Origin of the sequence: Luteitalea sp. (assembly GCA_009377605.1) — a bacterium.
In the GTDB taxonomy this organism is placed as follows: domain Bacteria; phylum Acidobacteriota; class Vicinamibacteria; order Vicinamibacterales; family Vicinamibacteraceae; genus WHTT01.
Genome location: WHTT01000015.1, coordinates 88,873 through 89,131 on the forward strand (window position 1 = coordinate 88,873; position 259 = coordinate 89,131).

General features: G+C 61.4%; 1 protein-coding gene (cut by a window edge). It reads right to left on the minus strand.

Annotated features, from left to right (window positions below):
• Positions 1–110, minus strand: partial view of a hypothetical protein gene (locus GEV06_07400; GenBank protein MPZ17720.1) — the beginning only. It extends 3,376 nt beyond the left edge of the window; the window shows 110 of its 3,486 coding nt (coding positions 1–110); it begins with the start codon at positions 108–110; the stop codon falls past the left edge of the window.
• Positions 111–259: the final 149 nt, after the last annotated feature.

The following is a 259-nucleotide window of genomic DNA, read 5'->3' on the forward strand; positions in this document are numbered from 1 at the left end:
GAGTCCAGGGCCACGCCCGTGATGGCTCCGCGCTCGCCTTGGGCGTGCAGGACACTGGAACCGACCCACAAAGGGGTAAGGACGATTAGCACGCTCAGCAGACGTCTCATAGAAGCACTCCTCCCCACCATCGTGGCGGCACGGTGGTCTCCCTTCGGACTGGACGTATGTGCGTATCCTGCACCAGAGCCCGAGCGCAAGCAATGGTCAGGGTTGACGGATCATGGCGATTCTTGACCTTGCGAAGCGTTTCGGCTAG